Origin of the sequence: Rhodococcus cercidiphylli (genome assembly GCF_033042225.1) — a bacterium.
In the GTDB taxonomy this organism is placed as follows: Bacteria; Actinomycetota; Actinomycetes; order Mycobacteriales; family Mycobacteriaceae; genus Rhodococcoides.
Genome location: NZ_JAWLKE010000003.1, coordinates 167,113 through 193,135 on the forward strand (window position 1 = coordinate 167,113; position 26,023 = coordinate 193,135).

At 66.8% G+C, this 26,023-nt stretch carries 18 protein-coding genes; 10 read left to right on the forward strand and 8 right to left on the reverse strand.

Annotated features, from left to right (window positions below; all coding sequences use genetic code 11):
• The first annotated feature begins 179 nt into the window (after nucleotides 1-179).
• Nucleotides 180-836 carry an ammonium transporter gene (locus tag R3P95_RS07920; RefSeq protein ID WP_317547914.1) on the forward strand — a complete coding sequence of 219 codons (657 nt, stop codon included), beginning with the start codon at nucleotides 180-182 and terminating at the stop codon, nucleotides 834-836.
• Between the two features lie 170 nt (nucleotides 837-1,006).
• Nucleotides 1,007-2,125: a GNAT family N-acetyltransferase gene (locus R3P95_RS07925; RefSeq protein ID WP_317547915.1), complete on the forward strand. Its 1,119-nt coding sequence runs from the start codon at nucleotides 1,007-1,009 to the stop codon at nucleotides 2,123-2,125.
• Here R3P95_RS07925 and R3P95_RS07930 read toward each other — a convergent pair.
• The 6 genes from R3P95_RS07930 to R3P95_RS07955 all read right to left on the reverse strand — a co-directional run bounded on the left by R3P95_RS07930 (nucleotide 2,122) and on the right by R3P95_RS07955 (nucleotide 11,877).
• Complete coding sequence (locus tag R3P95_RS07930) at nucleotides 2,122-3,243, reverse strand: S1 family peptidase (protein ID WP_317533766.1); 1,122 nt, start codon at nucleotides 3,241-3,243, stop codon at nucleotides 2,122-2,124. The genes R3P95_RS07925 and R3P95_RS07930 overlap by 4 nt on opposite strands.
• A gap of 87 nt (nucleotides 3,244-3,330) precedes the next feature.
• A complete protein-coding gene (locus R3P95_RS07935; RefSeq protein WP_317547916.1) occupies nucleotides 3,331-4,629 on the reverse strand; it encodes a S1 family peptidase in 1,299 nt (432 codons plus the stop codon).
• Between the two features lie 75 nt (nucleotides 4,630-4,704).
• The gene (locus R3P95_RS07940; protein ID WP_317547917.1) at nucleotides 4,705-6,345 is read right to left on the reverse strand and encodes an Hsp70 family protein; all 1,641 of its coding nucleotides are present in this window, start codon (nucleotides 6,343-6,345) and stop codon (nucleotides 4,705-4,707) included.
• Nucleotides 6,342-7,496, reverse strand: coding sequence for a hypothetical protein (locus tag R3P95_RS07945; protein ID WP_317547919.1), 1,155 nt, complete (start codon nucleotides 7,494-7,496; stop codon nucleotides 6,342-6,344). Before R3P95_RS07945 ends, R3P95_RS07940 begins: the two co-directional genes overlap by 4 nt.
• 42 nt (nucleotides 7,497-7,538) lie before the next feature.
• Nucleotides 7,539-10,049: a helix-turn-helix transcriptional regulator gene (locus R3P95_RS07950; protein WP_317547920.1), complete on the reverse strand. Its 2,511-nt coding sequence runs from the start codon at nucleotides 10,047-10,049 to the stop codon at nucleotides 7,539-7,541.
• A 7-nt stretch (nucleotides 10,050-10,056) separates the two neighbouring features.
• A complete protein-coding gene (locus tag R3P95_RS07955; protein WP_317547921.1) occupies nucleotides 10,057-11,877 on the reverse strand; it encodes an Hsp70 family protein in 1,821 nt (606 codons plus the stop codon).
• A gap of 210 nt (nucleotides 11,878-12,087) precedes the next feature.
• Between R3P95_RS07955 and R3P95_RS07960 the strand changes: the two genes are divergently transcribed.
• The 3 genes from R3P95_RS07960 (at nucleotide 12,088) to R3P95_RS07970 (ending at nucleotide 18,008) form a co-directional block, all read left to right on the forward strand.
• A complete protein-coding gene (locus R3P95_RS07960; protein WP_317547923.1) occupies nucleotides 12,088-14,577 on the forward strand; it encodes an IniB N-terminal domain-containing protein in 2,490 nt (829 codons plus the stop codon).
• A 165-nt stretch (nucleotides 14,578-14,742) separates the two neighbouring features.
• Nucleotides 14,743-16,551: a dynamin family protein gene (locus tag R3P95_RS07965; protein ID WP_317547925.1), complete on the forward strand. Its 1,809-nt coding sequence runs from the start codon at nucleotides 14,743-14,745 to the stop codon at nucleotides 16,549-16,551.
• Entirely contained in the window at nucleotides 16,548-18,008 is a 1,461-nt protein-coding gene (locus tag R3P95_RS07970) for a dynamin family protein (protein WP_317547927.1), read from the forward strand. The genes R3P95_RS07965 and R3P95_RS07970 overlap by 4 nt, the downstream gene beginning before the upstream one ends.
• Here R3P95_RS07970 and R3P95_RS07975 read toward each other — a convergent pair.
• Both R3P95_RS07975 and treS read right to left on the reverse strand, forming a co-directional pair.
• Nucleotides 17,997-18,557 carry a hypothetical protein gene (locus tag R3P95_RS07975; RefSeq protein WP_317547928.1) on the reverse strand — a complete coding sequence of 187 codons (561 nt, stop codon included), beginning with the start codon at nucleotides 18,555-18,557 and terminating at the stop codon, nucleotides 17,997-17,999. The genes R3P95_RS07970 and R3P95_RS07975 overlap by 12 nt on opposite strands.
• Before the next feature lie 39 nt (nucleotides 18,558-18,596).
• Nucleotides 18,597-20,777, reverse strand: coding sequence for a maltose alpha-D-glucosyltransferase (gene treS, locus R3P95_RS07980; RefSeq protein ID WP_283347411.1), 2,181 nt, complete (start codon nucleotides 20,775-20,777; stop codon nucleotides 18,597-18,599).
• Nucleotides 20,778-21,074: 297 nt separating this feature from the next.
• Here treS and R3P95_RS07985 point away from each other — a divergent pair, with 297 nt between their 5' ends.
• The 5 genes from R3P95_RS07985 (at nucleotide 21,075) to R3P95_RS08005 (ending at nucleotide 25,968) form a co-directional block, all read left to right on the forward strand.
• Complete coding sequence (locus tag R3P95_RS07985; RefSeq protein ID WP_149407357.1) at nucleotides 21,075-21,578, forward strand: Pro-kumamolisin, activation domain family protein; 504 nt, start codon at nucleotides 21,075-21,077, stop codon at nucleotides 21,576-21,578.
• A 298-nt stretch (nucleotides 21,579-21,876) separates the two neighbouring features.
• The gene (dnaK, locus tag R3P95_RS07990; RefSeq protein ID WP_269594981.1) at nucleotides 21,877-23,721 is read left to right on the forward strand and encodes a molecular chaperone DnaK; all 1,845 of its coding nucleotides are present in this window, start codon (nucleotides 21,877-21,879) and stop codon (nucleotides 23,719-23,721) included.
• Complete coding sequence (gene grpE / locus R3P95_RS07995) at nucleotides 23,718-24,350, forward strand: nucleotide exchange factor GrpE (protein WP_283347409.1); 633 nt, start codon at nucleotides 23,718-23,720, stop codon at nucleotides 24,348-24,350. Before dnaK ends, grpE begins: the two co-directional genes overlap by 4 nt.
• A 29-nt stretch (nucleotides 24,351-24,379) precedes the next feature.
• Entirely contained in the window at nucleotides 24,380-25,552 is a 1,173-nt protein-coding gene (dnaJ, locus tag R3P95_RS08000; RefSeq protein ID WP_317547929.1) for a molecular chaperone DnaJ, read from the forward strand.
• Entirely contained in the window at nucleotides 25,552-25,968 is a 417-nt protein-coding gene (locus tag R3P95_RS08005; RefSeq protein WP_068055906.1) for a heat shock protein transcriptional repressor HspR, read from the forward strand. Before dnaJ ends, R3P95_RS08005 begins: the two co-directional genes overlap by 1 nt.
• The last annotated feature ends 55 nt before the right edge of the window (nucleotides 25,969-26,023 follow it).

Here is a 26,023-nt window from a genome sequence, read left to right on the forward strand (position 1 = left end):
CAGTGGGTAACTGACAGGTGGAGAACCTGTCACAAAAGGACAACGACCGGTCCGATTCTTACGCTACAATTCGGGCGCACCAAAAGTCGCAAAAGAGTCATCGGGGTGACTTTGCGCTTGACGGCTGCCTAGCGGTACTGCCAAGCACTCAACGCCACAGAAACGGAACTGAACTCCACATGAAACTCAGCAAACTGGTCGTCACGTCGGCCCTCGTCGCAGTCGCGATGGGCCTGGCCAGCGGAACCGCATACGCACAGCCCGCCGATGAAACGGCCCCCGGTGACACCAACTACACCGTCGATCTCGAAGATCGCACAATCGTCACCACCATCGACGCAGGCGTCTTCAAGGTCGCCGACGACGGGAAGACGGTCGACGTCCTCGACGCCGCCGACAACACCCTCGTGACTCTCCCGCTGTCGTTCAACCTCGGCGGACTCAACTTCCCGTACGAGCAGAACGTCGACGACAACGGCAAGACCCTGCGTCTGATCCCGGACCTCGACTTCACGAAGGCTTCGGCCAACTCGCGCAGCATCGGCGCAACGACCGTCGCCTCGCCCGAGGAGAACCTCAGGGCGCAGCAGAACTTCTCCTCGCAGCTCGGCATCGCGACCGCGGTCGGTGGACTGACCGGCACCATCATCGGAGCAGGCCTCGGGCTCGCGGGTATCACTATCGGGCCTCTGGTTTTTGCAACGTTGCCGATCGGTGCGACCATCGGTGGCGTCATAGGCACCATCGTCGCCGGCGGACCCACCCTCGTTGTTGCAGGCATCGATCTGATCAACACGTTGAATGCGGCACCGGGCACCACGGTCTGGGCCAAGTAAGCAACTCTTCACCGAAAACCCGCACTCTCGTCGAGGGTGCGGGTTTTCTGCGTTCTGGGTGGGTCGGCGTCGAGTTCGGGCGACCGCCGCACCCGTACGAGCACCGTTGGATCGAGGGCAACGAAGAAGTGCTTTCACACGCTTATTAAACTTTACGTAAAGTAAATAGCATGGAAACCGACTACGAACCCATTATCGGAGCCGTGGACAGAACGCTGACCGACGAACTCCGCGACGAGTGGGACGCACTGGCCGAGCGAGTCGGAACGGTCTTCTCTTCTCGCCCCAGTTATGCGTTGAATGCACCGCGACCTGCGGGCAGTGAGCTGGTCTTCGTGCACGTGCGTCGCGGTACGCGTCTGGTGGCTTTGGCCCCGATGTTCGTGACGCGACTCGGTCCGCTGAAAGTGGCGAAGATTCTCGGGGCCGGGCAGGGCGTTCCGACGGAACTGCTCAGCGAGGACGACGCGTCGTCTCGTGTCCTGTGGGATACCGTCGACCGCTGCGGTCTGATCTTCTACGCGGATTCGATGATCGGCGATCGAAACGCCGTCGAAGCGCTCGGTGTGCATCCGCGGTGGCGTTCGGAGTCGATCGTGCGGGAACGAGTTCCGGTGATCGACGTGCCGGAAGGAAGTACCGCTCGGGACGTGCGTGGGCACAGTTCGCTCAAGCGACTCGGAAAGTACAGACGTCAGGCCGAGCGGGCCGGGAGTCCCCTCACGATGGAGACCATCCGGGATGCGAAGCACTTCGAACGACGCTGGGCGGACATATCCCGCTTGGCGGCCGCGTCGACGCTCCACAGCGATCGCACCGACTACCTTGCGGAGGAATCGCCCGCCGACCCGTCGGCGTCGGCCAAGGACTTCCTGGCTCGCGAGGCAGCGGCCGGGAGATTGGCTCTCTCCGGGGTGAGCGTCGAGGGGCGGTGGCGTGCGCATCAGATCTGTGTTCGGACCGGAGCTCGACTCGAAGCCTGGTTGACGCATTACGATCCCGAGGTTGCGAAGTATCAACCCGGGCATCAGATGATGGAATGGTTCGTCCAGAGCCACGACGAGCTCGACGTGACCGTGCTGGACCTGGGCGTCGGTGTCAACGACATCAAGAAGTCCTGGTCCACCTCGGGCTACGACGTGCTGGCCGTGGTGGGCGTCCCCACACGCATGGTCGGGTCTCGGATTCTGGTCGGCTTGGTGCGTCGATGGGAGCTGTCGCCCGGGTTCGCGCATGCGCGAAGAGTCGGCTACGCGGCGCTGTCACGTCTGCGACCGTCCACGCACTAGGACGTTCGGATCGTCAGGCCCGGGTTCTCCGCGAGTACGTCGTTGATGGGGGTGGCGAACAGCTCGGGCCGCTGACCCTGCAGCATGCTGACGACGGTCGCGACCTCGCAGGAGGGCTGATCGCCCACGTTCGATGCACTGGCGATGCCGACCGCGAGGGTGCCGCTGACGACAGGGCCACCACTGTCTCCGCGTAGCGCGCAGATGGAGGTGGAGAAGCCGCGGTCCAGAACGTTGTCGCCCAGTGCGACGTGCTGGCCCGTGGAAAGAATTGTGCCGCAACTGAATCCGGTTCTGGATCCGGATTTGCAGACCGGTGCTCCCACGATCGGGTCCACCGTCCCGGTGACGTGCAGTGGGCCTGCTCCGGGGACTCGCACGGCGTTGCTCTCGAATTCGGCGGCATTGGCGTCGTCGATGTCGATCAAGGCGTAATCGTTGCGCGACTGGCTGGTTCGGTAGAACGTTCCGAATTTCGAGCCCACGAGACTGCCGTACATCGGATACGCGCCCGTCAGTGCCGCGGAGCCGGTGTCGGTGGTGTTCGGATTGCAGTGGCCCGCAGTGATGTTGACCGATCCGCGCGTCGGGTCGACGGCATTGAATCCGAGGGAGCACCGCTGACCGAGGCCGGCCGGTGTCCCCGCGAGAAAGCTGTCACCGCCGAGATACGAACTCGCACGGATCGGGCCTGCCGTCGGTGACGGATCGAACGGGAGCAGGTCCAACAGCGGCTGGACGGCATCGACAATTGCCGGCGGGAGCTCGATGGGCGACGCGTCGATCCCGAAACCGTTGGCCGACGCGGCATCTGCCACGTAGGCGTAGGCCGGTCCGTCCGCCACCGCAACGACGGGACGTCCGTCCTCGTCCAGCCATGCCCTCGCTACCCCGTCGGAACCGACGGTGTCGGTGAACTCGGCCAGTCGGCGGGCTGCGTCCGCTCGGTCGAGAAATTGCTGCGGAGACAGCCCGAGGTCGCGGGCAACCGCGTCGGCCAACGCCGCAGGCAGCACGGTGTCGGCAACCGGATCCGCCCCAGCGGTGGGCGCGAACACGGCCGCCGTCACCACAATCGGCACAGCGAACATCGACAGCCGGAACGCTCGGCGACGCATAGAAACCTCTCCCCCCGGGCATCTGCAGATGTGATGCCGTTCACCCGTCGTACGACTATAGGCGGTGGAGGGCTCCCGCCGTACCCACTATTCGGTGCGGAGTGTGCTTCCGGTCGCGCGCGTGACCTGATCGATGGGAATGCCCAGGCTTGCCGTGCCACCGTATTGCGCCAGAGCGAGGTTGGCCTCGTTGCAATCGGGTGCGCCACCGCTGTTGGATCCGCTGGTGATTCCCAACGCGAGCGTTCCGGTCACGATGGCACCGCCACTGTCACCTGCGAGAGTGCATGCGGTGCTGGCGAATCCGCGAACGGTGCGGGACGTGCCGTCCTCCATGTAGAGCTGTGTCTCGACGCGATCGGCCGCAACCACTCCACAGGTGAACGACGACGACTGCCCGGACTTGCAGACCGGCGCTCCGATGACCGGCGATGCGGTTCCGGTGACGGTGACGGTGCTGCCGTTCGCTCCATGGACGGTGGGGCGGTCGAGTCCCGACGCGATGCCGGTGTCGTTCAGGGCGATGACCGACCAGTCGAGGCCGTCCTCTGCGCCCAGGCTGGACCGATCGAACGACCCGATCTGCGTGCTGCGCGAGATGTCGGCCGGATCGGGCAGGTAGACCGGCGCGCCGCCGGATCCGGTGGCCTTGGCCGGGTTGCAGTGGCCTGCACTGAGATTGACGGCCGAACCGGAGGAGTCGACGGCGTTGAAGCCGAACGAGCAGATGCTGATGTCGGTGGCCGGAGCGTCGGCGATGGGTCCCGAGGTGGTGACGTAGGTGTCGCCGCCCATCGGAGTCGGGTCGACCGGCTTGTTTCCGCCGGGGGAGAGGATGACCTTGATGTTCGCCAGCAGGGTGGGCAGATTCAGCGCGCTACCGATGGGGCTGTTCACCAGATCGATGACGATCTGGTTGTCGATGAAGTCGATGGCCGTTCCGTTGATCTGCTCGGAGATCTCGCGGGGGAGGCCGGCAATCCAACTGTTGAGGTCTGCCAGCGACTTCTCGAGTCCGTCTGCCGACACGGGCGACTGCGCGGTGGCGTATCCGTCCTTGGCGACGGCCTGCGCCGCAGCAGGTGAGGTGACGGCGACGACGGCATTGCCGTCGGGTCCGATCCAGGCACCGGCGAAATCTGCCGGCCGGCTGGCCCGGAAATCCGATGCGTACGCGGACAGTTCCTGCGCGCGGGCAGCCCGATCGAGATACTCCTGCGGAGAGATCTTCAGATCTCGCTGCACGGCTTCGACGAGCTCGCGGGGAAGCTGATCGGCGGGTGACTGGACGACGGGTTCTGCTGCTGCTGTCCCGGAGAACGAAGCAAGAAGTACGAAAGCCGTCGAACACAGCACTGCAGCACGCAGCGCCCCGGTGTTACGCATGAAATCCCTTCATCGGGTGCTTGTCATCAGCGCCCCACCCTAGGGCATCGGGCTCGGAATCCGTGTTCGCGCAGCTCAGGGTTCTTCGAGCTCTTCGGATGGGGTGGTCACCGAAGCTGAAGTCGTGGTGGTCTCAGCCGGAGTCGTCGTCTCGACCGGGGTGGTGGTCACCGGAATCGTGGTGGCCACCGGCGTCGTGGTGGGGACCACGGGCGCGGGGGCGGGCACCGGCGCGGGCGCGGGAGCAGGCAGGGGAGCAGGTTCGGGTGCCACGTACGGCTCGTCCGGCTGTTCGACGACCTCGGGTACGAAGACGGGCTCGACGGAGGTGGCGGTGGTGGTCGAGGGTGCGCGCGTCGAGGTGACGATCGGCGAGCCGGCATCGGTGACGGTCGGGGGCGTCGCGGCGGGAGAGTCGCCGAACACTCCGCTCAGTGCTGCGATCGCGAGAACGATGACCACGCCTGCTGCTGCACCGGCAACGATGGTGGCGATCGTCCGCGAACGCTCGCTGCGTTCCTTCTTCGCCGCTACCGGCGCAGCGGCGACGGCCGGAGAGTGATCGGTGGTCGAGGTGTTCTCGTCGACCGGAACGATCGGCTCGGACCGAAATTCCGAGGGAGCGAACACCGGAGCGACCGCAGGGATCGCCTCGGAGAACGCGAGGGACGGTGCGGGCGCGACGACCGGGATGGCGTCGGTGTCGAGGGACTCCGTGCCGTCGTTTCGGGTGACGATCGGCGCGGCACCGGTCACCATGGAGTTGCCGTCGACATCCTCGACCTCGGCCAGCAGCAGGGCACCGCGGGTGGCAGCGAGCGGCTCGACGAGCACCGGGCCCGACGAGCGTTCGGTGATGTTGCTTGCCACCGACGGAAGTGCGGCGCTGCCGCCGGCGAGGATCACAGTGCCCGTCCCCGGAACGTCGAGCCGGCGGAGCAACGGCGCGACGAGGTCTGCGAACTCGGCTCGGGTGACCGTCGTGGACTGCGAGACACCGGGGAGTTCGACCGAGATCGTGGCGACGTCGGCCGTGCTCAAGGTCTGCTTGGCGGCCTCGCACGAGGCGACGACGCCGGCAAGGGCTGCCAGGACGGCCGCGTCGGACAGGTCGATGTGCTCGCGATCGGTCACCACGTGATCGAAGAGGGCGTCGGTGAACGCGTCTCCGCCGACGGCGGTGGTGCGGACCGTCCCACCTCCGGGAAAGGTGGAGATGTCGGTGCCGGTGGCCCCCATGTCGACCACGGTGACCGCTGCTCCCGGGCTCGGCTCCGCGAATGCGCTGGCGGCTTTCGCGTCGGGAACCAGGGCGACATCGGTGAGGCCGGTGTGATCGAGGGCGTCACGAAGCAGTGCGACGGAGGCGCGGGTCCACCGCGTCGGGTACGTCATGGTCGTGACGGGCATGTCGCTGGGCACGCCGGCCTTCGCGGACACCATCGTGACGAGGCAGTTGGCGGCGTTGGCCATCAGGTCCTCGGCGCGGTAGGCGTCGGCGTCGGGCTCGAGATCCTCCTGCTGACCGACCAGATCGACGAACCGAGTGAAGGGTGCCTTCTCGGCGGGTTCACCGAGGTGGGCGCGGCCGTCCTCGTCGAATCTCAGTGTCGTCGGCAGGACGACGATCGTCGGTTCGTCCTCGGCCGATGCGCGATAGGCCGCGACGGACCTGGTGTTGCCCACGGTTATTCCGAGATGGCCGGCATCGCTCATCGTGTCTCCGCCGATCGGTCGTTCGGTGCGGTCTGTTCGGTTATGGACTGCCCGTCGTCCGGGTCGGTTTCAGGGGTGTCGGGGGTCTCGTCGGTTGGTTCGTCCGGAAGTTCCGGATCGACCGGATCGACCGGATCGACCGGTTCGACGACGATGGGAGGCTTCTCGCGGTCGTCGTCCTCGGGTGCCTCGAACGCTGGGCGCGTCTGGATCTCGGACTCGGACTCGGTTTCGGCTTCGGTCGGTTCGCTCCGCGGGAGGTCGGAGGTTTCGGTGGGGGTCGTCTCTTCCGTGGTGGCGGTCGCCGTCGACGGAGCGACAGGAACGATCTCGGCGGCCGGTTCGGCGACGACGGTGGGGAAGTCGATCGGGCCACCCGACCCGGTGCCGCTCGACGACGTGCTCGGCACCAGCTGGGCGTTGTCGATGGTGGGGACGTCGGTGTCGGTGGGCGTACCGAGTTGCAGCGCGAAGAGCGCGGCACCGACGGTCAACGCGGCGGCGAACGCTGCCGCAGCGAACAGTGGTCGCCGGTCGGATCTCGCCGGGCTCACCACCGCGAACTGCTCGGTGACGGCGTCGACGGGGAACTGCGCAGCCAGAATCGCAGCACCTCGGGCCGCGGCGATTGCGGTGTCCTTCTTCTGCAGGGTCGGCAGGAGCGATGCGTTCCACGCGGCGAGCGCTTCTTCCTCGGCGACCAGCGCGACGTGTGCGAGCCCGTGCGCGTTCATGGCCGAACGCAGCGCGAACACCTGCTCGGCCGTCCACTGGGCGGGATAGGTCGCCGCCGCGGCAAGATCACCCGGCCGCAGACCGATGGACGACGCCACCTCGGTGAGCAGGCACAGCAGGGCCATCGACGTCAGTTGCTCGGCAGGAAAGACCGTGCCCTTGCTGCCGGTGACACCCACGCCGTCGGCGAGGGAGTCGAGAAAGTGTGTGTAGGCCTCGGAGTCGTCGTCGGTCGCATCTCCGAGCGAGACGGTGCCGTCGGGATGGGTGTTGAGCACGGTCGGGTGCAGTGACGCCAGGTGCAGCGACGGTCCGGGCGCGATCGGATGGGACACGGCGGCGACGGCGCGCTCGTCGTCCAGGTAGAGGCCGACGTCCGGTGTGCTCACACTCGCACTGCCGGGCTGCTCGGTCATGGGGCTGCTACCTGTTCTCGATCGGGGAGTGGTGCTCGGCCGTTATGTCGCTCCCGGTCCCCGCACAGTTACAGTGTCCACACTTGTGCTGGTCGAGGCCCCGTATCCCATGGCGCGCAGCATCGAGATCAGCTCCGAGCGCGACTGCGCCCCGAGCCTGCGCCGAATGCGAGCCACATGGTGCTCGACGGTCTTCGGGGAGATGTAGAGCCGGCTGCCGACCTCGCGATACGTGACGCCCAGTACCAGCAGTTCGGCGACCTCGGCTTCGCGTTCACTCAACGAGCCCGTCGGCTGCGGGGTCGATCTCGGACTGTCGCGGCCCGTCGAGCTGGGTTGGCGCAACGACCTGGCGATGTGCAGCAGCGAGGTTGCCGTCGCAGTATCGGTGACGGTCAGGGCGGCCTCGCTCGCCAAGCGGGCACCGTCCCACGGCAGTCCGAAAGCGGTGAGTGTGCGTGCCGAATTCTCCACCTCGGTCGCGTCGGGCCTGCCCTGCAACACGCCGAGCCACGCGCGACCGGCACCGGCGAGTGCGGCGCTGTACGGATGGGTCGGAGCGGCGGCGGCCAGAGCCTTGGCGTGTGGGACCAACGCGTCGGGAGTCTGCGCCACGATGGCCGCCTGAACCTGGTACCAGTGCAGCGCCGACGCCCACACGGGTGGATCGCCGAGCGCTGCGAGCAGGTCGGTGGCCTGCGCCACCAGATGCTCGACGCGGTCCACCTGGCCGAGTCGAGTTGCGGCCAAGAGCAATTCGCCCAGGGGCAGCAGCGCGAACAGGTCGGTCGAGTATTCGGCGATCACGTTCTGGGCCTGGGTCCATGCCGTGATCAGCGACCCTGCGTCACCGGACCTGCGAGCCAGGCCCACTCGAATCGCGTGCAGGAACAGTTGATTGCGCACGTGTGACACCGGAATCCGTAGTGCCTCGATCGCGATGCCTGCGTCGGCGGTATCCCCTCGCAGCATCGACGCCCAGGCCCCGACGAGGCTCAACCTGGTGTGCGCCTCCGATCCCGGACGGTGCTCTGGAAGTGCTCGCGCCACGATGGAATCGACACGGGGTAGGTCGCCGCAGTGGACCGCGTGCAGCGCCGAGACGGCAGCGGCAGTATCCGGGGTGCACGAACGATCGGAAGTAGTGCCCGTCAACGTCATTGCCCGCATCAGCGCGTTGGCAGCGGCGCTCGACGCTGCTGCGCTCCGCGAATCGATCGATCCGATCACTCCGGTGACGAGCAGACTGCCCGACGCGATACTCGACGTCGGTGCGAGGGCAGTCACGGCAGCCATCGAACGGTCGGCGGCGCTGCGATCACCGGCCGCCGCGGCCGAGAGGGCAGCCCACACTGCGTCGGGTCCGAGCCGATCCTCGCCGAGCCACGCGAACAACTGCGCACTGCGCGAGGCCATTCCACGTTGCGCGGCAATCGACGCCGACACCCGCACCGCCGTACGCAGATCCGTCGCATCGCACCCGGCCGCACCGTCGAGGACCACATCGGCGAATCTCGCCGCCTCGTCCGGATTTCCGGTGGCAGCCGCGACCTCGGACCGTCTCGCAGCCAACGCCGCCGAGTCGAAGCCCGCGTCGACCGCCGCGTCGTACAGGGCACCTGCGGCATCGACAGCAGCCGAATCGGCCTGCTGCACAAGGAAATCTGCGAGACCTGGATGGACGACGCCTCGCTCTGCCAACGCACGTGCCGCGGTGGCGTCGAGCAGGCGGGATCGGGTGGCGATGTGGGTGACGGACGAGAGCAGGGCTCGGCAGCGCGCCTCTCCGATCATCTCGATCAGCGGGGCCTCCGCGGACGGAATCAACGTGCCCGTGGTGTCGAGCAGTCCGGAGCTGCAGGCCAGGTCGACGATCGACTCGACGTCGGTCGCGCGTGCCACGATCTGCGCAGCCGACGCAGGATCGGGTGTGATGCCGAATCGGGCTGCGAGCAGCAGTGCCCGCGTGTCGTCGGTGGTCTCGATCAGCATCCGACGGTGTTGTTCGGCAACGGATTCGGCGACCGTGCGCAGTGGAGTCGGATCGGAACGGTCGCCGCCGAGCGCGCCGAGGGCCGCATCGACGGCGGCGAGAATTCCGCCGGTCGCCTTGGCGACGGCACCGGCGAGTGACGCCGAGATCGGTCGAACGGTCGCTGCTGCTCGCGCCGCGATGGCCACCTTGTCCAGTGGAACCAGCGTCAACCGGTTGGAGCCGGCGGACGCGACGAGCTTCTCGATGCGGGAATCGTAGCTCCGCGGCGCGGTGGCGACGATCAGGGTGATGTCCGATCGTGTTGCAGCCGCTGCGATCTCGTCGAGACGCTGCTCCGACAGCAGGTGCGCGTCGTCGACGAGAACCGTCGAGCCGGACGGCGCGTCGGCGATGGTGCCCGTGTACACGTCCACCGCCGAGGCCAAGGAATCGAGAACCGCGGATCGACCGGAGCCGTCGACTCCGACGACGACATGAAAACCGTTGGCGACGAGTGCATCACGGACGAAGCGATCGGCGCGCTCGATGCCGACGAGCGATGATCGAGTGCTGGTCACCGTCGACCTATCGGCCGGTCAAGCCGCCGAGGGCTCCGCCGAGCCCGTCACCGACGCCGCCGACGACACCGCCGAGTCCGTCACCGACGCCGCCGACCACTCCGCCGAGTCCGTCACCGACACCCTGTCCGACATCGCCGAGGGTGGGACCCTGGTAGCTGGGAACCTGCACGCTCGGTGCTTGCGGAACCTGCACCGCCGGAGGCTGGTAGTTGGGAACGGTCGGAGCGGCGACCGACGGGATGGTCGGCACCGTGGCCGCGCCGTTGTCGGCCGGGGCCGGGGCCGGGGATCCCGCGACCGGAGCACCGGTGGCCGGATCGATCTGCGTCACCGTGCCGTCGGCGTTGACCACCGTGGTCGGCGCACCCTCGGAACCGGTTGCGGCAGCACCGTTCTCACCGGTGGCCGGCGTCGTCGTCGCGGCATCGGCCACCGCAGCGCTGGTTCCCGGTGTCTCGGTGCTCGAGATCGAGGTGTCCGCGTTCGATTCGGCCGGAGTGGTGTTGTCGGAAGTCAATGCCGTGCCCACCGACAGGCCTCCGCCGGCGAGAAGCGCGAGAACGAGGACGGATCCGGCCACGACACCGGCTTTCTTGCGACCGGACATTCCCGAGTCCGATTCGACGGCGGTGGGCGTCGGCGCGGGCCGGGGAGTGGGGCGAGGCATCGGGGCGGCCGCCGCAGCGGACGCCACGGCCGTGGTGGGCATCGCAGCCAGTGCCGCGGCGTTGTCGGAGGCGGTCGCGTCGGCGATGTCGCTGCCGAGTATCGCGGCACCGACTGCGACGGTCAGCTCGGGTCGCGGTCCGGCTACCACGGGTGCTCGCAGCTCGGACGACATGAGCTCGGCGACCAGTGGGATGGCCGAACTGCCACCGACGAGTACCACCTGGTCGACGTCGGAGACGTCGAGGCCCGCGGCCGTGACGGCGTCGCGTACCACCCCGATCGACCCCAGCAGTGATGCGCGCACCAGTTCTTCGACCTCGGAGCGCACCAGGCGCACCTCGGTGTGCAGGCCCGGGAGGTCGACCGTCAGTGACGTGGACGTGTCGTAGGACAGCTGTTCCTTCGCCTCGCCGCAGCGGGCCCGCAGTTCCACGAGTGCGCCGACGGTATCGGGGTCGAAGGGATCGAACTCGAAGGATTGGCTTCCCGAGACGGTGTCGAGGACGTACTGCATGATCGCGTGATCGAACTGCGCTCCGCCGAACTCCTCCGAATGCACCCCGGTTCCGACGGTGCCTGCCTCGGAGCCGGTGCGCATCAGCGTGACGTCGAGTGCAGTCGCGCCCAGGTCGTAGACCACGGCCAAGCCGTCGGCCTGTGGGCCGCGCGTCACTTCGAGCCACCGCATCGTGGCGACGGACTCCGGTACCAGCGTGACGTCGGCGAGTCCCGCGCGCTCCAGTGCTTCACCGAGAACCTCGGCGGTGTACGCCGTCCAGCGAGTGGGGTGGGTGACGACGACGGTAGGAGCGGCATCGGTCCCGGCGGAGACCTCGGCGACGAGTGCGCGAGCAGCGGTGGCGTACAGGTCCTCGGCGCGGTGACTGCGGCCGTCGTCGTCGATCAGTTCCACCGGATCGCCCACCCGGTCGGCGAATCCGCTGATCAGATTCCGCGTCGAACGGTCCCAGAGCTCTGCCAGACGCGGGGCCTCGCCCGGACGGAGGTCGAGTGCCGAACGCTTGACCACCGAGGTGACGGGTTCGGTGTCCAGAGCAGCCACAGCCGTCACCGAACCGATACGTATGCCGAGCCCTGCGTTCATCGTGGTGTCGCCGCCTTCGTCTCGCACTGCCGTCAGTACTACTGCCGTCACACGCACTGTCGGCAGTGGTCGATTATTCGTTACGTCTCACAGCAGGTTAGAGCGCACAACGAGTGAAATCCCCTAAAGCGCCGAGATCCCCTAACCGAAGTCCCCTGGCAACCCCCGGGGGAGTGGGGGGATCCGCCCCGTTGGGCGGGGGCTCTTCGGTGCCTAGCGTTGTGATCAACCACGAAGCACCACTCGTCAAGGAGACCCACGATGGCTACCAACGCCGTACTCGATTTCATTCTCGGCCTGCTGCGCGACGACCAGGCTGCAGCCGCCTACTGCGCCAACCCCGAGATGACGCTGGCCGCCGCGGGACTCGGCGACGTCACCCACGCCGACATCGTCGCCGTGGCACCCCTGGTCGCCGAGTCGGGACTGTTCGCCGGTGCAGGCAGCCAGCTCTCGGCCATCCTGGGCGCAGGCGGATCCGCAGGCCTCGACGGCGCCCTCGCCGGCGGCGCGAGCCTCGGCGGCGGATTGTCGGCCGGGCTCGGACTTGCAGCAGGCGCGGTGGCAGGCGGCGGACTCGCAGCAGGCGGCAGCCTGACCGGCGGAATCGACGTCGCGGGTGAGATCGAGGCATCCCTGCAGGCAGCACTGGCCGCAGCATTGGCAGTCGGAGGCCAGATCGGTCTCGAGCTCGGCACTGCATTCGGCGGCGCATTCGACGCCCTGCTCGGCGCGGGTGCCGGGATCGGGGGCGGCCTCGGACTCGGTGGCGGCCTGGATCTGGACCTCGACGGTCTGCTCGGCGGAACCGTCGGGCTCGGCGCTGCACTCACCGGACTGATCGGAGCAGGCGCAGGCATCGGCGGCGAGATCAGTGGAGACATCGCCGCACAGCTGCAGGCAGCACTCGACGCCGCTATCGGCGCGACCGGTGCCGTCGACCTCGGCGCACTGGCCGACATCCAGGGCGGCCTGGCCGGCGCTCTCGGTGCGGCCTTCGGAGTCGGCGGAAGCGTCGGAGCCGATCTCGGTGCCGCTCTCGGCGGAGTCTTCGACGCGGTACTCGGTGCCGGAGCCGGACTGGACATCGCAGGTGACCTCGGTGCCGCTCTGACCGCGGGAATCGGCGGCGCACTCGGCGGACTCGGAACCATCGGAGCCGATCTGACCACCGACATCGGAGCTGCACTGGACGGCGCACTGGGAGCCGGTGGCTCGTTGGTCGGCGACATCGCCGGTGGAGTCGGCGCGAGCCTCGGCGGCCTCTTCGCGGCAGACGGTGCCATCGCAGGCTCGATCGGTAGCGCACTCGGAGCCGTCCTCGACGCCGGAGTCCTCGCTGACCTCGACGTCGACGCCCTGCTTGCTGCAGGCGGCAGCGTCGGCGCAGTGGTCGGCGGCGCACTGGGAACCGCACTCGACCTCGACACCAGCGCAGTGGGCAGCCTCACCGCCGCTCTCGACGCAGCACTCGACGGCACCATCGGAGCAGCAGCAGGCATCGGCGGCGAACTGGCCGGCGGACTCGAAGGCGGAGTGGCAGGCGGACTCGAAGGCGTCCTCGGTACGGCATTCGGCGTCGGCGGTGCAGCCGGGGCTCAGCTCGGAACCGCACTCGAATCGGTACTCGACACCAGCGCCGCACTCGACCTCGGAGCCGCACTCGGAGCCGGAGCAGATGTCAGCGCAGGCCTCGTCGGCGCGATCGACACAGCGGTCGCAGCCGGAGCAGACCTCTCGGGAACCGTCGAAGCAGCACTCGCCGGAGTCGGCGGAGTGGGCGCAGACCTGTCGGGCGGCCTGGCCGGACTCGGCGGAGTTGGCGCGGGCCTCACCGGAGGACTCGCAGGCCTCGGAAACGTCGGAGCTGATCTGACCGGTGGCCTGGCGGCCGTCGGAAACGCTGGTGCTGATCTGACCGGTGGCCTGGCAGCCGTCGGAAACGTCGGAGCTGATGTGACCGGTGGCCTGGCGGCCGTCGGAAACGTGGGTGCAGATGTGGCCGGCGGACTCGCCGGTGTGGGTGAAGCCGGTGCAGGCCTGACCGGTGGTCTGGCCGGACTCGGCAGCCTCGGCGGCGGAATCGCAGGCGGAGTTGCGGGCGGCGTCGCCGGCGGCGTGGATGCTGCGGCTTCGGCCGGTGCAGGCCTCGAAGGAGCCGTCTCCGGTGGCATCAGCACCGGGCTCGACGCAGCAGCATCCGCAGGTGCGGGCCTCGAAGGTGCCGCGGGAGCTGCAGGCTCGGTTGCCGGTGGCCTCGAAGGTGCCGCGGGCGGAGTCGTCGACGCCGGCACCTCGGTGGGCGGCGAGATCGCATCGAACGTCGGAGCGGGACTCGACACCGGTGCCTCGATCGGAGGCGACTTCGCGTCCACTGTGGGTGCGGGTTTGGATGCTGGTGCGGACGCTGCGGCTTCCGCGGGCGGCGGGTTTGATTCCGCTGCCGACATCGGTGGCCAGGCCGCGGGCAGCCTCACCGGTGGCCTGCAGTCGGGTGTCGAGGGACTGGCAGACGCCGGCGGCAGCCTCTCCTCGGCGGCGTCGGGATCGTTCGATTCCTCCAGCTCGTTCGATTCCTCGGCTACCGCGACCGGTACCGGCTGGTCGAGCGTCGACTCGGACGTCTTCGGACAGGGTGAGACCGAGTCGAGCTTGTTCAGCGAGTCCGGCCTGCACGGTTCGGTGGATTCGGCAGCCGACTCTCTGGGACATGTGACCGTCGATCACGACATCGACCCGATGCAGCCCTGATCGTTCGCCTGCGGGTAGACAACGACATGACTCGGCCCCGAGTGTTCGCCAGCACTCGGGGCCGAGTCGTCGCTAGAGTTCGTTCGGGGCGCGCAGGAGTTTTTCGAGCCTGCGGCATGACCTGGTACTGCGGAAGTCGACGAGAACGGTTGTGAACACGAGCGTATGGACGGGCAATCTACGGAGCTGGCCGAGCTACTGAGCCGTACCGCGGCGGTGGCGACATCGGCGGGAAGATCCGACCTGGTGGATCGAGTCCAGGCGGCGCGCTCGAGAGTGTTGGATCCACGTCGACGCATCATCGTGGTCGGACCGCTCAAGCAGGGCAAGAGCCAGTTCGTGAACTCACTGCTCAACCTGACGGTGTGCTCGGTCGGAGACGACGAAACCACCGCCATCCCGACGGTGGTGTCCAACGCCGAGAGCCTTTCCGCGCAGCTCGTACTCGCCGATCCCGGCAACGAACCGATCCGAGTGGACGTTCCGGCCGAGGAGATCACGACGGTCACCCCGGCCAGTCCGCTGGCCCAGGGCCGGGAAGTGTTGCGTCTGGACATCGGGGTGGCGAGCCCGCTGCTCGCCGACGGTCTGGTGCTGGTCGACACCCCCGGTGTCGGTGGTCACGGAAATCCGCACGCTGCAGGAACATTGGGGCTCATTCCGTCGTCCGACGCGGTGCTCGTCGTGTCCGACGCCTCCCGCGAATTCACCGAGCCGGAACTGTCGTTTCTGCGTCAGGTACAGGGGCTGTGCCCGGCCGTGGCGGTGCTGATCACCAAGATCGATCTCTATCCGCACTGGCGGCAGATCGTCGAGGCCAATCGTGGACACCTGGACCGCGCGGGCATCGACGTGCAGATGTTGCCGGTGTCGTCTCTGTTGCGTTCGCACGCACTGCGTTTGAACGACGAGGAGCTCAACGCCGAGTCCGGCTTTCAGCAGCTCTACGCGTTCCTGCGTGACGACGTGGTGGCCCGGGCGGATGTGCTGGCACGCTCGTCGGTCTCGCTCGACGTCCGTTCGGTCACCGAGCATCTGACGCTGTCGTTCGGCAGTGAGCTTGCGGCACTGAAGGATCCGGAGCGCGCTGCCGCGGCCGTCGCGGGGCTGCAGCGCGCCAAGGCCGCCGCCGAGGAGCTGCACAAGCGCTCGTCGCAGTGGCAGCAGACACTCGGGGACGGTATCGCCGATCTCGCGTCCGACATCGATCACGACCTGCGCGACCGGTTGCGACGCGTCACCAGGGAAGCCGAGGAAACCGTCGACGAGGGGGATCCGGGCAAGGACTGGCCGCAGCTCGGCGAGTGGCTCGAGGAACAGATCGCTGCGTCGGTGGGCGACAATTTCGTCTGGGCTCACGAACGGGCGCTGTGGCTTTCGGAGCTGGTGGCCGAACACTTCGCGTCCTCCGGGGCGGCAGCGCTACCCGATCTCGACGTCGGCGATCTGGACAACGTCCTCGATCCCGTCTCGTCGTTGGCCGATCTGGAATCCGGTCGTATCGGAATCACGCAGAAGGTGCTGGTGGGAATGCGCGGATCCTACGGCGGTGTGTTGATGTTCGGCCTGATCACCACGTTCGTCGGGTTGAGTCTGCTCAATCCGATCTCCATCGGCGCGGGTGTGCTGCTCGGCACCAAGGCGTACAAGGAGGACAAGGAGAACCGCGTCAAACAACGGCGTTCCGAGGCCAAGATCGCGATCAGACGTTTCACCGACGACGTCAGCTTCCAGGTGGGCAAGGAGTCCAAGGACCGGCTGCGGCAGATTCAGCGAGTGCTGCGTGATCACTTCACGTCCATCGCCGAGCAGACGCTGCGGTCGCTCAACGAGTCGCTGCGCTCGGCGCAGGAAGCCGCCGCCGCCGACAACACCGACCGCGCTGCTCGCATCGCTGCGCTGGAGAACGACATGCGCGTGGTGGCCGAACTGAATGCTCGGGCAGTGGGACTCGTCAAGGACGTCGCGGTATGAGCGTGACGGCTCTGGCCAGGGCACGCGACCTCATCTCGGCGGCACGATCGACGTACTCCGGTGATGCCGAGGCATCCTGGATGCTCGACGAATGCCTGTACCGCTTGGACGAGCCGCTGCGGGTGGCACTCGCGGGATCGCTCAAGGCCGGCAAGTCCACACTGCTCAATTCGCTTGTCGGGCAGGACATTGCTCCCACCGACGCAACGGAGTGCACGAAGGTCGTCACGTGGTACCGCAACGGCGTCGCTCCCGCCGTCACGGCCTGGTACGACGGTGACCGGGCTGCGAACGTCCCGGTGCAACGGCGGGACGGACGATTGACCTTCGATCTCGGGTCGTTGACGGCCGCGCAGGTCGACCGACTGGACGTCGAATGGCCTGCAAGTGCTCTGGCGCAGACGACGATCATCGACACTCCCGGTACCTCGTCGCTCTCGCGAGACGTGTCGGCGCGCACGTTGGCGATGCTCACGCCCGAGAACTCGTCCTCGGGTGCAGACGCCGTCGTCTATCTGCTGCGCACGCTCAATGCGACCGACGTGTCGTTTCTCGGGCAGATCGGTGCGCACGTGGGCGGTGATTCGGGGCCGCTCGGAGTCATCGGTGTCGTCTCGCGCGCCGACGAGGTGGGGTCGGGGCGGATGGACGCGATGATGTCGGCCAAGGAAGTCGCCGCGCGATTCGCGTCCGAACTCGAGGCCACCGGCCTGTGCCAGGCGGTGGTTCCGGTCGCGGGTCTGCTGGCGCTCGGTGCGGAAACGTTGCGGCAGAACGAGTTCTCGGCATTCGAGATGTTGGCCACGGTGCCGACCGAGGATCTGCAGTTGGCGATGCTCTCGGCCGATCGATTCGTACGTGCGGAAAGCACGCTACCGGTCGACGCAGCGCTGCGAGCCAGCATCGTCGACCGTTTCGGGCTGTTCGGTATTCGGATGGCCGTGACGTTGATTCGACTCGGGGTACGCGATTCACCCACGCTGGCCGCCGAGCTGGTCGAGCGCAGCGGGCTGACCGAACTCCGGTCGGTGATCGACGTGCAATTCGGTCAACGCGCCGACCAACTGAAGCTGCACTCGGCTCTGGTTGCCCTGCAACGAATTCTGGAGTTCCGTCCGGAATCGCATGCGCTGCGTACCGAAGCCGGGCGAATGCTCGCCGATGTGCACGGCTTCGCCGAACTGCGTCTGCTCGGCCGATTGCGATCCACCACACCGAAACTGCCCGACGGCGGACTGCTCGAGCTGCAGCGCATCATCGGCGGCTTCGGCATCGCCGCCACCGAACGCCTCGACCTGCCTCCCGATGCCGGTCACGCGCAACAGCGCGACACCGCGCTTGCGGCGGTACACAAGTGGCGAGCACTGTCCTCGCATCCACTGTTGGACCGATTCACCTCGACCTCGTGTGCCACGGCGGCCCGCAGCGCGGAAGGAATACTCGCCTCACTTGCGTGAGGATCCCCGGGGCAGGAGGGCCACGATCGTCGCAGCGACAGCCGTGCCCGCCACGACGAACGGCCCCCACTGCAGAACGCCGCCGAGCAGTGCGGAGGCGTCGGACACGAAGGTCGAGAACGTGACTGCCGCTCCGATGGTCAGGATTCCGACCGCTCCCATCAGGACCTTCGACGACGTCGCCGCGTTGCGCAGCAGATTGAGTGCGACGAATCCCAGCAACACGAGCACCGCTGCTGCGGCACCGCTGGACAGCAGTGTGGCCGAGGCGGTGTTGCGGACGTCGGCGGCGCTTGCCGTCGAATCCTGCTGTGACACCGCAGATTCGACGCCGGAGAGCACGGACTCCCAATTCAGCGCGATGGCGGCGGCCAACGCGAGGATCAGTGCCGCTGTCAGAGTCCACAGCACGGTCGCGACCTTGGGTAGGACCGACCGAGATGGCTCCTGCCGTGGCCGCAGCGGTTCGACGGCAACATCGGGCCGCGGTGGTTGCGGACGGGGAGGCATGGGCCTCCGCGATGTCGGGTCGTTCTGTTCTTCGGCCACGGGCAGGAGTCTATCCGTCGGTGGGGGAGCCCTGCGGTCTCAGCGCAGCACCACCGGCACACCCTCGTACGGGCGCAGCGTCATCGGGAAACTGTTCAGTTCGTCCACCGTGGCGATCTCGTTGTCGTCCGATACGTCGACGGCCGTGGTGCCGGGCACCAGGTGCTTCGACTGGATGGTCGCGCTGATCTCCTCGGACGAGAAGTTGAGCACCGTCGCCTGGATGGTTCCCTGCCCGAGTTCGTGCACCATCACCAGTAGACCCTTGTGCGATACGGTCGGGATGTCGATCTGCTGGGCGGTAGCGATACCGAACTTCTTGCGCAACTCGATGATTCGTGCCAACTGGCGGGCGAACGACTGCGGATCCGCCAGCTGCTCCGGGAGCGAGCCGTACAGGCTGCGCCCGCGGGGGATGCCGGATTCGGAGCGCACGGCCTCGGGGAAGTACCCCATCAGATCGTGCGCGCCGCGGTTGATCCAGCGGGTGTCGCCTTCGCGGATGAGGTCGTCGACCTCCTCGGCGTCGATCGGCAGGATGCCCAGTAGATCCCAGCCGGACAGTGCGAACACGCCCGGTTGCAACGCGTTGTACATCGCGAGCAGCAAGTGGGCCCGCTTGACCGTCTCGATGTCTCGCTCGTCCATCCGGTCCAGATCGCGGATCCCGAGCGATGCGGTGATCACACTTGCTGTGGTGCAGGCGATTCCGTTGGTGGTGAACGTCCGGTTGTACGGTGCCCAGCGCCCGGTGAGTCGATCGGTCAGCTCACCGCGGATCCGGTCGCCCAGATCGCTGCCCTTGACCGCCTCGCCGCCGTAGGTGAATTCGTCCTCGGCGTGCAAGGTGGCGAAGTGGATGAGCTCGAACGTCATCTCGTCGTGGTTCTGCAACGCGTGCACCAGAGACGCCGTGTCGACGCCGTGATCGCGCGCCAGAGTCATGGTGAGCCTGAGGAACTCGGTGTTTCCCATGACGAGCGCGTGCTGATAGGCCGGGCGATTGATGAAGTCGTACGACAGGTCGGCACCGTTTTCACCCATGGCCTTGATGTCGTCGATCGTCAGGTTCAACTCCTGGAAGGTGAACCCACCCATCTTGCGCACCACGCTGGCGATCAAGTGGTTCGCCGCCTCGGACAGGGGGTGGCCCTCGGACCAGCCCGGGCCTTCGGCTCGACGCTCCACACCGAGAAAACCGTTGGCGTCCAACCGCAATGCGCCTGCACCGAGATCGGCGATGGAATGGCACGCGTCGCCGATCACCAGTCGCATGCCGGCGAAAGAGGGATCGAGCCAGTTGATCGACGGCTGACCGGCCTTGAAGTAGTGCAGGTACACCCAGCGACGCTCGACGCCGTCGATGCCGACGACGGGAGGTGTTGCGCTCCAGTTGGTTTCCTTCACGCCGAGCTCGTAGAAGATCACGCGCTGCAGCTGGCCGATGATGTATCCGGCGCGGGCGAGATTGGCCTCGGCCTCGGCGTCGATGTTCTGCGAATCGGCTCCGGCTCGCACTCGGGGCAACAGATGCCAGTCCTGCGGTTCGATTTCGACCATGTGGTAGATGCCGGGGTAGTCCGCGACGGCCATCTCGGCGAGCCGGAAGTCCGCACCTTTACCGGTGTGTCCGGGCACGATGTCGTCGATCACGATGCCGTCGTACGCCGACGCCACCACGCAGAGGCGTCGGAACTCTTCTTCCGATCCGAACGCGGGGTCGATCTGCATGCCGATGCGGTCGAAGTGGCCGTCGACCGAGGGAGTCGGACGCCAACCGTGAATGCCGCCGGCCACCTTCACCGGGCCGGTATGCACTGCGGTGACACCGATTTCGGAGAAGGCCTGCCACAGCTTCTCGTCGCCGAGTGTGCTCAGGAAGCTCGTCTGCGGGGCGTTGATCACCGAGATGGGATACGCGGTGAACCACACCGGTGCGCGCTCGACGGCGGCGCGAGGATCGGGGTCGGCGTACGGGTTCTGCCACATGCTGCCCTTGCCCGAGAGTTGCTCGGCAATGAGCTTGGCGTCGCGCAGCATCGACTGTTCGGTGAGCCAGTCCACGTACTCGGGATTCGAGGCCACCGGTTCGCTGTCGGGTGTGGGGCTGCTGCTCCTGTTGGCGCGACGCACCGAAGGTCGAAGTGGTTTCGGCCGAGCCGGATAGAACTTCTCGTCGTAGGTGATCTCGCTCGGTTCGTGCTGCACTTCGGGATCCATGTGCCTCCGTAGCCTCGCTTTTCCTCAACCCTACGTAGGGCGCGGCCGATCCGCAGGGTTGTGGTTCCCCTGATCGGCGACCGGTGAAACCTGGCTCACCGACCGGTGAAACCTACTCCGAACTACATCGATGTGATTCGTCAGGGGCGTTTTCCTTCGATATGCGAACGTCATCGAATCGAGACCGCCTGGTGTGGAATGTCGGATTCCGATAGGACATAGTGAGTTGAGTACCAACTGACCCATCTGTCACATCAGACTCATGAGTCACATCCCCTTCAGCTACAGGAGTTGTTCATGCGACGTCTTGCCCGCACATCGATCCTGGCCTCGACGGCCGCTCTGGCCGCCGCCATCGGTGCGGTTGCCCTCGCACCGGCCGCATCGGCCGAACCTGCCCCCGAACCCGTCGGCCCGCTCGGCTCGGTGGTTCTCGAAAGCCCCGACCTCGTGGTGACCATGGCCGCCGTCTGCGACACCACGGTCGAGGACGCACCCGAGGGCGGCGTCGTCGCACTCCAGGTCAAGGTGGACAACGTCGGTGCGGACGACGCGTCGAACGTCAACGTCAACTACGGCGCACTGCCGGGCGTGCAGGGCCAGAACACCGAGACGACCATCAAGGCAGGCGAAGCCGCCACGTACACCGTGCCGTCGGTCGATCGTGAATGGATGGCCCGCCCCGCCGGTGCCGCAGCCTTCGCCAGCGCACTCGACGCGAACTTCCTCGACAACATCACCGGTGGACTGCTCACCCACAGCTGCATCCCCGCCCCGCCCGCCGAAGATGCAGGCGAGTAGCCCGCACTGACTTTCTCCCCGCTGCGCCGCGACGATCCCCGTGATCGTCGCGGCGTACTGCTGTGGAGGGGCTTCGCCCCACGTGCACGAAACCTCGTAGCAGGGGTCGAGTTTTCGCTCACATGCCGCGCAGCCGCTCCCCGGGGAACAAATTCGCCACACCCTCCGTTGTGCAGGTCAGCAGCCTTGAGTGGATGAGGCTCAAGTTGGAAGTTGACGGAGAAGATCCCGTTGTGCAAACTTGAGCGGAGTTCGCTCACCCAGGGACTGAATCCACGCAATAACAGGAGGAAACATTATGGCTCGTGCGGTCGGTATCGACCTCGGGACCACCAACTCGGTCGTGTCCGTCCTCGAGGGCGGCGAACCGGTTGTCGTCGCCAACTCCGAGGGATCACGCACCACCCCGTCGATCGTCGCTTTCGCCAAGAACGGTGAAGTGCTGGTCGGCCAGCCCGCGAAGAACCAGGCGGTCACCAACGTCGACCGCACGATTCGCTCCGTGAAGCGCCACGTCGGCACGGACTGGACCGTGGAGATCGACGGCAAGAAGTACACCCCGCAGGAGATCTCCGCGCGCACGCTGCAGAAGCTCAAGCGCGACGCCGAGGCCTACCTGGGTGAGGAAATCACCGACGCGGTCATCACCGTTCCTGCGTACTTCGAGGACGCACAGCGTCAGGCGACGAAGGAAGCCGGCCAGATCGCCGGCCTCAACGTCCTGCGCATCGTCAACGAGCCCACCGCGGCAGCTCTCGCATACGGCCTGGACAAGGGCGACAGCGAGCAGACCATTCTCGTGTTCGACCTCGGTGGCGGCACGTTCGACGTCTCGCTGCTGGAAATCGGCGACGGCGTCGTCGAGGTCCGCGCGACGTCCGGCGACAACCACCTCGGTGGCGACGACTGGGACGAGCGCATCGTGACCTGGCTCGTCGACAAGTTCAAGGCTCAGAACGGCATCGATCTGACCAAGGACAAGATGGCGCTGCAGCGTCTGCGTGAGGCTGCCGAGAAGGCGAAGATCGAACTGTCCTCCGGGCAGAGCACCTCGATCAACCTCCCGTACATCACGGTCGACGGCGACAAGAACCCGCTGTTCCTCGACGAGCAGCTCAGCCGCTCGGAGTTCCAGAAGATCACCTCCGACCTGCTCGACCGCACTCGTGCGCCGTTCCAGGCAGTGGTCAAGGACTCCGGCATCGCCGTCAAGGACATCGACCACGTCGTGCTCGTCGGTGGTTCGACGCGTATGCCCGCCGTCTCCGAGCTGGTCAAGGAGCTCTCCGGTGGACGCGAGCCCAACAAGGGCGTCAACCCGGACGAGGTCGTGGCCGTCGGCGCTGCACTGCAGGCCGGTGTGCTCAAGGGTGAGGTCAAGGACGTTCTGCTCCTCGACGTCACGCCGCTGTCCCTCGGCATCGAGACCAAGGGTGGCGTGATGACCAAGCTCATCGAGCGCAACACCACCATCCCGACGAAGCGGTCCGAGACCTTCACCACCGCTGACGACAATCAGCCTTCGGTGCAGATCCAAGTCTTCCAGGGTGAGCGCGAGATCGCCTCGCACAACAAGCTTCTCGGCTCCTTCGAGCTGACCGAGCTGCCCCCGGCTCCTCGCGGCGTCCCGCAGATCGAGGTCACCTTCGACATCGACGCCAACGGCATCGTGCACGTCACGGCCAAGGACAAGGGCACCGGCAAGGAAAACACGATCAAAATCCAGGACGGCTCCGGTCTGTCCAAGGAAGAGATCGACCGCATGGTCGCCGACGCGGAAGCTCACGCAGACGAGGACAAGGCTCGTCGCGAAGAGGCCGAGGTCCGCAACCAGGCCGAGTCCCTCGTCCACCAGACGGAGAAGTTCGTCAAGGACAACGAGGACAAGGTCGACGCCGAGCTCAAGGGACGCGTCGAAACCGCCATCGCCGACGCCAAGTCGGCTCTCGCGGGCAGCGACATCTCGGCAGTCAAGACCGCCGTGGAGAAGCTCTCGACCGAGTCGCAGGCTCTCGGCACCGCCATCTACGAGGCTCAGGCCAAGGAGCAGGGCGGCGCAGAGGGTGGCGCGCAGGCCGCTGACGACGGTGTCGTCGACGCAGAGGTTGTCGACGAGCCCGCCGACGACACGGACAAGAAGTGACGTCGGACAACACCGAGCAGGAACCGGTCACTTTCGTGGACAAGCGAAAGATCGATCCCGAGACCGGTGAAGTACGGGAAGGTGACGCAGTTCCGGAGCCCCTGGTGGGCACCGGGGCTGCGCCCCAGCCCGACTCGGTGGACGAAGGGACCGTCGACGGCGACGTAGTGGAAGACCCGCGTGACACGCAGGTTGCAGAGCTCACCGCAGATCTGCAGCGCGTCTCGGCGGAGTACGCCAACTACCGGCGTCGCACCGATCGTGAGAAGCAGACCGGAGCGGAGAACGCGAAGGCGTCCGTCGTCTCGCAGCTTCTTCCGGTTCTGGACGACCTCGAGCGAGCCCGCCAGCACGGCGACCTCGAAACCGGACCGCTCAAGGCAGTGGCAGACAAGTTGGCAGGGGTGTTCTCGAACATCGGCCTGACCACTTTCGGAGCCGAGGGCGACGCCTTCGACCCGGCCATCCACGAGGCTGTCTCCCATGAGGGCGACGGCAGCAGTCCAGTCGTCGGAACGCTGATGCGTCCGGGCTACAAGCTCGGCGAGCGCGTTCTGCGGACCGCGATGGTCGGCGTCGTGGACAGTGCAACACAAGAATCGGATGCACCCGCGTCCGACGAGCAGTAAAGAAATAGCGCGAGAGGAGGAAACGCCCGGTGAGCCAGCGGGAGTGGATCGAGAAGGACTTCTACAAGGAGCTGGGCGTTTCCTCCAGCGCGACTGCAGAAGAGATCAAGAAGGCATACCGAAAGTTGGCCCGGGACAACCATCCCGACGCCAACCCCGGTAACGCCTCGGCCGAGAACAAGTTCAAGGCGGTCAGTGAGGCGCATGCCGTCCTCGCCGACCCGGCCAAGCGCAAGGAATACGACGAAGCACGAAAGCTGTTCGCCTCCGGTGGTTTCGGTAACCGTGGCGGAGGTGGATTCTCCCCCGGCGCAGGCGGATTCGGCGGCGGTGGACAGACCTTCGACGTCGGCGACATCTTCGGCCAGGGCGGCGGCGACGGCGGAATCGGTGACCTGTTCGGTGGCCTGTTCAACCGCGGCGCGCAGCAGCGGCCGCAGAACAATCGACCCCGACGCGGCAGTGACGTCGAAACCGAGACCTCGCTGCAGTTCCGTGAAGCGGCACAGGGCGTCACGGTTCCCCTGCGGTTGACCAGCCCGTCCTCGTGCACCACCTGTCACGGAAGCGGCGCGAAGCCCGGAACCAGCCCGCGGGTGTGCCCCAAATGCAACGGCCAAGGCGTCGTCAACAGAAACCAAGGCGCGTTCGGCTTCAGTGAGCCGTGCGACGACTGCCGCGGTACCGGATCCATCATCGACGACCCGTGCGTCGACTGCCGCGGCACCGGAGTGCAGAACCGCACCCGCACCATCACCGTGCGTGTCCCGGCCGGCATCAGCGACGGCCAGAAGGTCCGACTCGCCGGTCAAGGCGAGGCCGGCTTGCGCGGAGCACCGTCCGGCGACCTGTTCGTGACCGTTCGGGTCAAGCCCGACAAGGTGTTCGGCCGAACAGGCGACGACCTGACGGTCACCGTTCCGGTGAGCTACGGAGAACTGGTGCTCGGTACAACGCTGTCGGTGCCCACCCTCGAGGGGCGCGTCGGAGTGAAGGTGCCACCGGGCACCGTCGACGGCCGAGTGCTGCGCGTGCGTGGACGCGGTGTCCCGAAGAAGTCCGGTACCGGCGACCTGATGGTGACCGTCAAAGTTGCCGTGCCGCAAAAACTCGACGATGCTGCTACCGACGCTCTGAAGAACTATCTGGAAGCCGAGAAGGCCAGCGGATTCGACCCGCGGGCCGGGTGGGCAGGTGTGTGATGTCGGTCCCTCCCGAGGGCGGATCTACGAAAGCCGGTGGCGGGCAAGCTGATCCCGACGCCCAGGTCTTCGTGATCTCCGTCGCGGCACAGTTGGCGGGCATGCATGCGCAGACGCTGCGTACCTACGACCGACTCGGGCTCGTCACCCCGCATCGCACCACCGGCGGCGGTCGACGCTACTCACCGCGTGACGTCGCACTGCTTCGCGAAGTGCAGCGACTCTCCCAGGACGAGGGCGTCAACCTCGCCGGCATCAAGCGCATCATCGAACTGACCAACCAGGTCGAGGCACTGCAGGCCCGGGTTTCCGAGTTGGCGCAGGATCTGGCCAACGTGCACGCCAGTTACCGCCGCGACCTGGTGCCGATTCAACGCAACGCCCTGGTGGTCTGGAAACCGCGCCACCAGCGCTGAATTCGAGGGTTCGCCCTTCGCTGTTCACCCTTCACTGTTCGCAAACGCGCGCGCG

Bases quoted from the DNA above. Each gene is read 5' to 3' on its own strand.
- R3P95_RS07920 (WP_317547914.1), top strand. From the start codon at position 180: ATGAAACTCAGCAAACTGGTCGTCACGTCGGCCCTCGTCGCAGTCGCG.
- R3P95_RS07925 (WP_317547915.1), top strand. From the start codon at position 1,007: ATGGAAACCGACTACGAACCCATTATCGGAGCCGTGGACAGAACGCTG.
- R3P95_RS07930 (WP_317533766.1), bottom strand. From the start codon at position 3,243: ATGCGTCGCCGAGCGTTCCGGCTGTCGATGTTCGCTGTGCCGATTGTG.
- R3P95_RS07935 (WP_317547916.1), bottom strand. From the start codon at position 4,629: ATGCGTAACACCGGGGCGCTGCGTGCTGCAGTGCTGTGTTCGACGGCT.
- R3P95_RS07940 (WP_317547917.1), bottom strand. From the start codon at position 6,345: ATGAGCGATGCCGGCCATCTCGGAATAACCGTGGGCAACACCAGGTCC.
- R3P95_RS07945 (WP_317547919.1), bottom strand. From the start codon at position 7,496: ATGACCGAGCAGCCCGGCAGTGCGAGTGTGAGCACACCGGACGTCGGC.
- R3P95_RS07960 (WP_317547923.1), top strand. From the start codon at position 12,088: ATGGCTACCAACGCCGTACTCGATTTCATTCTCGGCCTGCTGCGCGAC.
- R3P95_RS07965 (WP_317547925.1), top strand. From the start codon at position 14,743: ATGGACGGGCAATCTACGGAGCTGGCCGAGCTACTGAGCCGTACCGCG.
- R3P95_RS07970 (WP_317547927.1), top strand. From the start codon at position 16,548: ATGAGCGTGACGGCTCTGGCCAGGGCACGCGACCTCATCTCGGCGGCA.
- treS (WP_283347411.1), bottom strand. From the start codon at position 20,777: ATGGATCCCGAAGTGCAGCACGAACCGAGCGAGATCACCTACGACGAG.
- R3P95_RS07985 (WP_149407357.1), top strand. From the start codon at position 21,075: ATGCGACGTCTTGCCCGCACATCGATCCTGGCCTCGACGGCCGCTCTG.
- dnaK (WP_269594981.1), top strand. From the start codon at position 21,877: ATGGCTCGTGCGGTCGGTATCGACCTCGGGACCACCAACTCGGTCGTG.
- R3P95_RS08005 (WP_068055906.1), top strand. From the start codon at position 25,552: ATGTCGGTCCCTCCCGAGGGCGGATCTACGAAAGCCGGTGGCGGGCAA.